This window comes from methanotrophic endosymbiont of Bathymodiolus puteoserpentis (Logatchev), assembly GCF_900128525.1.
Taxonomy (GTDB): Bacteria; Pseudomonadota; Gammaproteobacteria; order Methylococcales; family Methylomonadaceae; genus Methyloprofundus.
The window spans coordinates 1-7,660 of the sequence record NZ_FQTQ01000124.1; the positions used below are offsets into that span (position 1 = coordinate 1).

Consider the following 7,660-nt stretch of genomic DNA (forward strand, 5'->3'; position numbering starts at 1 on the left):
GATGATATAAGGGCGCTTACTCGTTACATGCACTTTGATAGCTGGCAATCATTACTGGAATTTATGCTGAGAGGGCTAGAAATTCCGATACCAGAAATATGAGAAATCCTAAATTGAGAATTGCTGACTTGCTTTGCTACTGCGATTTTAATTTAATCTGCAGTTCAATTAACTCAATTTTAAACAATGCACAGCGCTATAGTCATAAAAAAATAATTCTTTCAGCAGGTCAACAGGATGGCTATGTGTACTTTAAAATTGAAGATGATGGTGCTGGCTTTCCAGAGAACTTCACCAACACAGGTAAAGTGGACTTTAAAACTGGAAATACCGGCCTAGGTTTATATTTTGTCTCCATCATTGCTAACTTACACTGCAATGGCAACAAATCCGGCTATATTAGCACGACTAATGACAGTCAATTAGGTGGGGCAAGCTTCAGCTTATTTTTGCCTTAAAATGATACTGACGGTACATGAATATCCTTACCTGTCAGCATTAAGGCAATTTGCAACAAACTTGCCCAACAATCCCCCTGCTGGGCACCTTTAATTTGTCTATCAGCTTGAGCCGCAACCAATAAACCACGCATTAAATTTTTCTGCTGTAACTTAGCTAAAGCATGATTGACCAATTTCTGACGCTCCCCCCAAACTTGATAACGCATAAAAACTGTATTTTGCGCTTGCCCTGCGTCTAACTGCCGTTTAATATGAATCAAGTTGCGTGTTTCTCGCGCTAAAGCCCAAAGAATAATCGGTGCTGCAATACCTTCATGCTGTAAGCCTGAGAAGATTTTTAACACACGCTCGACCCGCCCCGACAATGCTGCATCAACAAGATTAAAAACATCATACCGAGAGCCATCCGCAACAGCTTCTTGGATTTGCGCATCAGATACAACGCCTTGCCCATACAATACATACAGCTTTTCTATTTCTTGGGCCGCAGCCAATAAATTCCCTTCCACACGAGCAGCAATAATAGCAACCCCCGTTCTTTCTACCTGCAAGCCCCTACGTTGTAATCGTTGTTGTAACCACTGCACTAAAGCAGCCCCACTTAAAGGCCAGACTTGTATGGCAACACCGTGCTTTTCGAGTGCCGTCAGCCACTTTGACTTTTTAGCGGATTTTTCTAGCTTACCCGCACTAATTAATAATAAGGTATCTTCAGGCACTCGTTCACAATAGCTCACTAAAGCCTTACTACCCTCCGCGCCAGGCTTACAAGCAGGCATACGTAAATCAATGACTTTCTTTTCTGAAAAAATTGACATTGAATCGGCTGCTTGTAAAAAATCACCCCAAGAAAAACTAGTATCAACCGTGAGCACTTCTCGACTGTCATAACCTGCATTTTTAGCCGCCAGCCTGACAGCATCAGCCGCTTCGCCTAATTGCAACGGCTCGTCGCCACTCAAAAAATAAATAGGCGCGAGCTTCTTAGCTAATGCTGCCGGCAGTTGTTCAGCTTTTAACCACACTATGGCAAGGTCTTCTTTAATTCAGCTCTGGCTCTATCAATAACCGAACGTACCGCCTGACTATAAAGTTCTTTACGCAAAACCTCCTCTTCATTACCTTTTGACAACACAGTATTACTACTCTGCGTATTAAAATATGATGTAGAGACTTCTATCGTTTGTGCAGCGATTAAGACACGACCTTGGTTATTAAGCAAATCAAAAGTTAGGCGATACACAAGATTATATTCATTAGAAAAGCCAGAAGAATCTATGGAAATAGTACGGCGCTGATAATCTTCGTTAGTAATATTTAAAATCATGCCGGCTTCAGCTGCTGTTGCAACTAACTCACCTGATGCGGAACGAAAAGTCGTAGCAATGGCATTGGTTAATTCTACCGAAGCACCACGCACATAAATTTTCTGCAATGCTTCAGGAAGCTGAATTGCTCCACGCAAGTGGTAACCGCAAGCGGTTAGCAAAAACATCAGCATTAAAATACTACTATTTTTAGCCATTATTCTTTTCAACCCCTTAAATAACGATACTTACCAATTTTTTAGGTACGACAATTATTTTTTTCACCGGCTTGTCCGCTATAAATCGATGTACATTTTCTTCGGCCAAAGCAAGCGCTTCTATAGTGTCTTTATTTGCCCCTGTTGCAACCTTAATTTTGCCGCGTAACTTACCATTTACTTGAACTATCATTTGTATTTCATCTTGCACTAATGCTGCCGCATCAACACTCGGCCAAAGCCGATTAATATCCTCAGTTTTACCTAAACCTAACCATAACTTCTGACAAATATGTGGCGCAATTGGGTATAACATTAAAACAATCGCTTCCATTACTTCCTGACGTACTGCATCAGCACTATCACCTTGTGCATCAAATTTAGCTAAACTATTTAATAGCTCCATATTTGTTGCGATGGCAGTATTAAAATGATGCCTACGTCCGATATCATCGGTTACTTTTTCAATAGCATGATGTAATTGCCTACGCAGGTCTTTTTCTACATTACTTAGGCTTTTCTTATCTAAACTAGGCACAACGGAGATATGACTGGTATGTAAATGCACTTGACGCCATAAGCGCTTTAAAAATCGAAAACTACCCTCTACACCACTATCAGACCACTCTAAAGATTGCTCTGGTGGCGCGGCAAACATAACAAACAAGCGCACAGTGTCAGCACCGTATTCAGCGATTAAATGTTCAGGATCAACCGTATTCCCTTTTGACTTAGACATTTTTGTGCCATCCATTAACACCATACCTTGAGTTAATAGATTTTTGAAAGGCTCGTCACAGACTAATAAGCCTTCATCACGCATTAATTTAGTGAAAAAACGCGCATAAAGTAAATGTAAAATTGCGTGCTCAATACCACCAATATACTGATCTACAGGCAACCAGTATTTAGCACTCTCATCCAGCATTGAATCTGCTTTGCTACTAGCAAAGCGAGCAAAATACCAAGATGATTCCATAAAAGTATCAAACGTATCCGTTTCACGTTTTGCAGCTTTCCCACATTTAGGACAGTCGACATGCAAAAAGGCATCGTGCGTTGCTAACGGTGAGTTAGAGCCATCTAAAACCACATCTTTAGGTAACTCAACCGGTAGGCTTTCCTCTGGGACTGGAACTGTCCCACAATCACCACAATAAATAATAGGGATGGGGGCCCCCCAGTAACGTTGCCTAGAAACCCCCCAATCACGTAATCGGAAATTAGTTTTACGCAAGCCTTTCTGCTCTTTTTCTAACTTATCAGCAATCGCATTAACCGCATCTGCCGAAGTTAAGCCATCAAATTCAGCAGAATTCTTTAATATGCCTTTATCTGTAAAGGCTTGCTCAGCAATACTATCTTCAGTACCACTCGTAGAAAAAATAACTTGCTTAATTGCTATGCCATATTTCTTAGCAAATTCATAGTCCCGCTGGTCATGTGCTGGTACCGACATAACAGCACCTGTCCCGTAAGTCATCAAAACAAAATTCGCAATCCAAACTGGCACTAATTCACCAGTAACAGGGTGCTTTGCTTTAAATCCTGAATAAATCCCTTTCTTTTCCATGGTTTCTAAAGCCGCTTCAGAAGTCTCCGTATGTCGGCACTCATCAATAAAAGCAGCAATATCTACGTTATCTGTTGCAGCCTTCAAAGCCAATGGGTGCTCAGCAGCAACGGCTAAGTAAGTTACCCCCATCAAAGTATCGGGTCGAGTAGTATAAATGTTGACATCATCCATGCCACTAACCGAAAAAACCATTTCTAAACCTTCCGAGCGCCCGATCCAATTTGCCTGCATGGTTCTAACCTGCTCTGGCCAACCTTTCATTTGCTCCAATGAGGTTAATAATTCATCTGCATAAGCTGTAATCCTTAAAAACCATTGCGAAATATCTTTTTTCTCCACTGCCGTATCACAACGCCAGCAACAGCCGTCAATTACTTGCTCGTTAGCGAGGACTGTCTGGTCATGAGGACACCAATTCACGGCTGAAGTTTTTTTATAAACTAAATCTTTTTCCAGTAACTGAAGAAAAAACCACTGCTCCCACCGGTAATAACTTGGATCGCAAGTCGCTAATTCTCGGTCCCAATCGTAACCAAAACCCAACTGCTTTAACTGCTCACGCATATAAGCAATATTTTCATAAGTCCATTCCGCTGGATGCACATTATGCTTCATAGCTGCATTCTCAGCAGGCAAGCCGAAAGCATCCCACCCCATAGGCTGCATTACATTTTTACCTTGCATGCGTTGATAACGACTAATAACATCACCTATCGTATAATTACGCACATGACCCATATGCAATCGACCGCTAGGATAAGGGAACATCGATAAGCAATAATATTTCTCTTTATCTTCCGCATCAGAAGCCCGAAACACGCCTGACTCTTCCCATTGGGCTTGCACTTCTGACTCAATCTCTAGTGGTTTGTAATTTTCTTGCATTGTTACTCGTCTTATTGCATTCAAAAGCGTTAGAATACCTTACAGTGAACTAAATCTAAAGCCTTTTTACGGAGCAATTCTTATGAGTGAAAATAAACTAACCAAAGCCTATAACGACTTCATGGAATACATGTATGAAGCAACTGACGATACAATCCATTCTATAGCTGATAGCATCGATGCAGCAAAAGAAAAAATCAGCGCATTAGGTGGCCTATCACAAGAAGAAATAAATCATGTTGCTGATGCCGTCTCTAGGGATCTACATCATGCAGCACAATCCCTGCCAGACAACAGTGATGAGTCGTTAACTGAATGGCTTAAATTTGATATTGCTTTATTAGAAAATTTTGCTCTTGACTCGTTTCTAAGTATTGCTGATAAAACACGCTTAGAACTTGCTCGGCTCGAGCTCAATGCTCAGCAATACAGCCACCCCTATAAAGCTGGTGACATTACAGCCCCGGGCACACTGAGCTGTAAAAAATGCGGAAAAGTTATTGCCTTTAAAAGCACCAGCATTATTCCTAAATGCCCAGAATGTGGCGCAGAAACTTTTATACGCACTTGATATTACATATAATAACAACTTCATTTGATAGATTTATCGGGGAATAGAATGCGCAGGGTCATTTTCAACCAAAAAGGCGGAGTAGGAAAATCTACTATTACATGTAATTTAGCGGCAATTAGCGCCATAGAAGGAAAGCGCACTTTAGTCATAGACCTTGATATACAAGGGAATGCAACCCAGTATTTATTAGGAAAAAAAGTTACTAACTCAGATAAGACAGTTGCCCACTTTTTTAAAGGCTGTTTAAGCCTTGGACTTTTTGGTGGACAAGCAGGCGGCTTAGAAGATATTATCCACGAAACACCCTTCCCTAATTTATTCGTACTGCCATCACATCCAGAGTTAGAACCTTTGCAAGGTCGTTTAGAGTCTCGTTATAAAATTTTTAAACTAAAAGAAGAACTGGATAAGCTAGAAGGCTTCGATGAAATCTATATTGACACGCCACCCATTCTTAATTTTTATAGTCAGTCAGCATTAATCGCATCCGATAAATGTTTAATTCCATTTGATTGTGATACTTTTGCTCGTGAAGCGTTATACACCTTGATGCAGACCCTAAGTGAAGTCAAAGCTGACCACAACCAAAACCTAGAAATTGAAGGTGTTATCGTTAATCAATTCCAGGCTCAAGCCCGCTTACCTAGACAACTTGTCGAAGAATTAATCGCAGAAGGAATCCCTGTTTTAAACAGTAAAATTTCCCCATCGGTGAAAGTACGCGAATCACACTCAGAATCTAAACCTCTGGTCCACTACCTCCCAAATCATAAACTAACTAATGAATTTCGTGAATTACATATAGAAATTCATAGTAAATAATTTCAGTTTAAGAGCGAGATCGTAATTAAACTATAATCTCGCTAGTTTCTTTACTAAATAGTATTTATTGAGAAATGCCCCTAGCAATACCATTAAAATAAGCACAATAACAGGCTTATTTCCTATGCGCGCATAAGGTGTTAAGCCACTCATAGGCTTAATATCAGCAGTAATGGAAGCTCTTTGCATGACCGGTGCTTGATGAATTATCTTACCTGTACCTGAAACAATAGCTGTTACACCTGTATTTGTTGCCCGTAATAAATAACGCCCCGACTCTAAAGCACGCATCCTAGCAATTTGCATATGTTGATACGGCTCAATAGAACCATCAAACCAACCATCATTAGTTACATTCACTAAAAACTTAGCCTGCTCTATATACCGAATGTTCTGTTCACCAAAAGCATCTTCATAACAAATAGAAGTTACAAATTGATACCCTGCAGCCTTAAGTAAAGGCTGATCAATATCCCCAGAACTAAAATTACCTAGCCGAACATTCATTAAGCCTAATAAATACCCAGAAACAGGTTGCCACGGCAAATATTCACCAAAAGGTAGTAAGTGTATTTTTTTATAAAAGCCTTCCGATTCACCCAAAGTTAACACCAAATTATATAATTGACCCGCCTCCCCCTTATATGGCAAGCTAGTAATGATAGCTGTATTATGCGCCTCTGCTTCTGCCTGCAAAGGCATTAAATAACTATCTTTAACGTCGCTATAATAAGCAGGAATAGCCGTTTCTGGCCAAATAATAATGTCCGAGTCCCAGTGTTTAGCACTATCATCATAATATTGCTTTAAAGTTGTATTTCTATTTTCCAGTTGCCACTTATCCTTTTGCACAATATTTCCCTGAATTAAAGTTACTTTAATTGGATCTCCTGAAACATTAGTCCAATTTATACCTTGCAGTACAGCACCAACAATCAATAAAAAAGTCACTCCCATGATAGACTCTCTACGCGTATTTTTACGCAATAAACTATCAGCCAATAATGCAGAAATCATAGCGATAATTAGTCCCACACCATAAACACCAAAGATAGGTATATACCCAGATAAATAGCTATCTAATTGGCTATAGCCAATTTGTAGCCAAGGAAAGCCGCCTAATACCCATTCGCCACGAACATACTCTACAAATACCCATACACATGAAAAAACTAGCCAGTCAACATAACTATTAGTGCGTAGTTTAATGAAAAGATAAGCAGAAATGGCAGGGAATATAGCCCAAAAACAACAATAAAACAGTGTCATTAATATGGGTATAAAAATCCCAGATTGCTCTCCAAGCACCATACTAACAAAAACCCAAGATACACCACTTCCAAAAAGTCCAAAACCAAATAAAAATCCGCGTAATATTGCTCTTTTAATACTCAACTCAGTTGACAAAGAAAACTTGAAAATCGCCAAAGCAACAAAAGCTAACAAAAATGCATCAAAAGGAGAAAAAGAAAGCGTTAATACCCCGCCTGCAATAAAGACAAGAATATCACCCCATATAGTTTTAAATAATTTTGCCATACAGTTTCTGTTTAATTATTTGAATTGGAATACTAAAAATAGTAGCAAATTAAAAATTTTAGTAAAAGATCCTTAATAAATGGGCAAAAAAAAACCCAACCTATGACTAGATTGGGTTTTAGAATATGAGCTTGGCAATTCCCTACTTTCACATGGATAAATCCACACTATCATCGGCACTAAACGGTTTCACTTCCGAGTTCGAGATGGGATCGGGTGGTTCACGCTCGCTATGGTCACCAAGCAAACTGGTTTGATTGTTACTTTCTTCCTCTTGC

7 protein-coding genes and 1 rRNA gene are annotated in these 7,660 nt (G+C 39.7%); 3 read left to right on the forward strand and 5 right to left on the reverse strand.

Annotation, left to right across the window (positions count from 1 at the left end):
- The first annotated feature begins 98 nt into the window (after nucleotides 1-98).
- The gene (locus BQ7314_RS09770) at nucleotides 99-458 is read left to right on the forward strand and encodes an ATP-binding protein (protein WP_174483516.1); all 360 of its coding nucleotides are present in this window, start codon (nucleotides 99-101) and stop codon (nucleotides 456-458) included.
- Here BQ7314_RS09770 and holA read toward each other — a convergent pair.
- From holA to leuS, 3 genes are read right to left on the reverse strand one after another with little or no spacing between them, the layout of a single operon-like run.
- Entirely contained in the window at nucleotides 455-1,486 is a 1,032-nt protein-coding gene (gene holA, locus BQ7314_RS09775) for a DNA polymerase III subunit delta (RefSeq protein WP_174483517.1), read from the reverse strand. The genes BQ7314_RS09770 and holA overlap by 4 nt on opposite strands.
- Nucleotides 1,486-1,986 (reverse strand): LPS-assembly lipoprotein LptE, encoded by a 501-nt coding sequence (locus BQ7314_RS09780; RefSeq protein ID WP_174483518.1) that lies wholly within the window; start codon nucleotides 1,984-1,986, stop codon nucleotides 1,486-1,488. Before BQ7314_RS09780 ends, holA begins: the two co-directional genes overlap by 1 nt.
- 16 nt (nucleotides 1,987-2,002) lie before the next feature.
- Nucleotides 2,003-4,447, reverse strand: coding sequence for a leucine--tRNA ligase (gene leuS, locus BQ7314_RS09785; protein WP_174483519.1), 2,445 nt, complete (start codon nucleotides 4,445-4,447; stop codon nucleotides 2,003-2,005).
- Nucleotides 4,448-4,529: 82 nt separating this feature from the next.
- Between leuS and BQ7314_RS09790 the strand changes: the two genes are divergently transcribed.
- Together BQ7314_RS09790 and BQ7314_RS09795 are read left to right on the forward strand one after the other, a co-directional pair.
- On the forward strand, nucleotides 4,530-5,018 hold the full coding sequence (locus BQ7314_RS09790) for a zinc ribbon-containing protein (RefSeq protein WP_174483520.1): 489 nt from the start codon (nucleotides 4,530-4,532) through the stop codon (nucleotides 5,016-5,018).
- Nucleotides 5,019-5,066: 48 nt separating this feature from the next.
- A complete protein-coding gene (locus BQ7314_RS09795) occupies nucleotides 5,067-5,843 on the forward strand; it encodes a ParA family protein (protein WP_174483521.1) in 777 nt (258 codons plus the stop codon).
- Between the two features lie 30 nt (nucleotides 5,844-5,873).
- Here BQ7314_RS09795 and lnt read toward each other — a convergent pair whose 3' ends face one another.
- On the reverse strand, nucleotides 5,874-7,382 hold the full coding sequence (gene lnt / locus BQ7314_RS09800; protein ID WP_174483522.1) for an apolipoprotein N-acyltransferase: 1,509 nt from the start codon (nucleotides 7,380-7,382) through the stop codon (nucleotides 5,874-5,876).
- Nucleotides 7,383-7,511: 129 nt separating this feature from the next.
- A 5S ribosomal RNA gene (gene rrf, locus BQ7314_RS09805) occupies nucleotides 7,512-7,626 on the reverse strand.
- Nucleotides 7,627-7,660 lie beyond the last annotated feature (34 nt).

What these genes read in the sequence shown, in the direction of transcription:
- BQ7314_RS09795 (WP_174483521.1), top strand. Translation starts at nt 5,067, where the DNA reads ATGCGCAGGGTCATTTTCAACCAAAAAGGCGGAGTAGGAAAATCTACT.
- BQ7314_RS09780 (WP_174483518.1), bottom strand. Translation starts at nt 1,986, where the DNA reads ATGGCTAAAAATAGTAGTATTTTAATGCTGATGTTTTTGCTAACCGCT.
- BQ7314_RS09790 (WP_174483520.1), top strand. Translation starts at nt 4,530, where the DNA reads ATGAGTGAAAATAAACTAACCAAAGCCTATAACGACTTCATGGAATAC.
- leuS (WP_174483519.1), bottom strand. Translation starts at nt 4,447, where the DNA reads ATGCAAGAAAATTACAAACCACTAGAGATTGAGTCAGAAGTGCAAGCC.
- lnt (WP_174483522.1), bottom strand. Translation starts at nt 7,382, where the DNA reads ATGGCAAAATTATTTAAAACTATATGGGGTGATATTCTTGTCTTTATT.
- BQ7314_RS09770 (WP_174483516.1), top strand. Translation starts at nt 99, where the DNA reads ATGAGAAATCCTAAATTGAGAATTGCTGACTTGCTTTGCTACTGCGAT.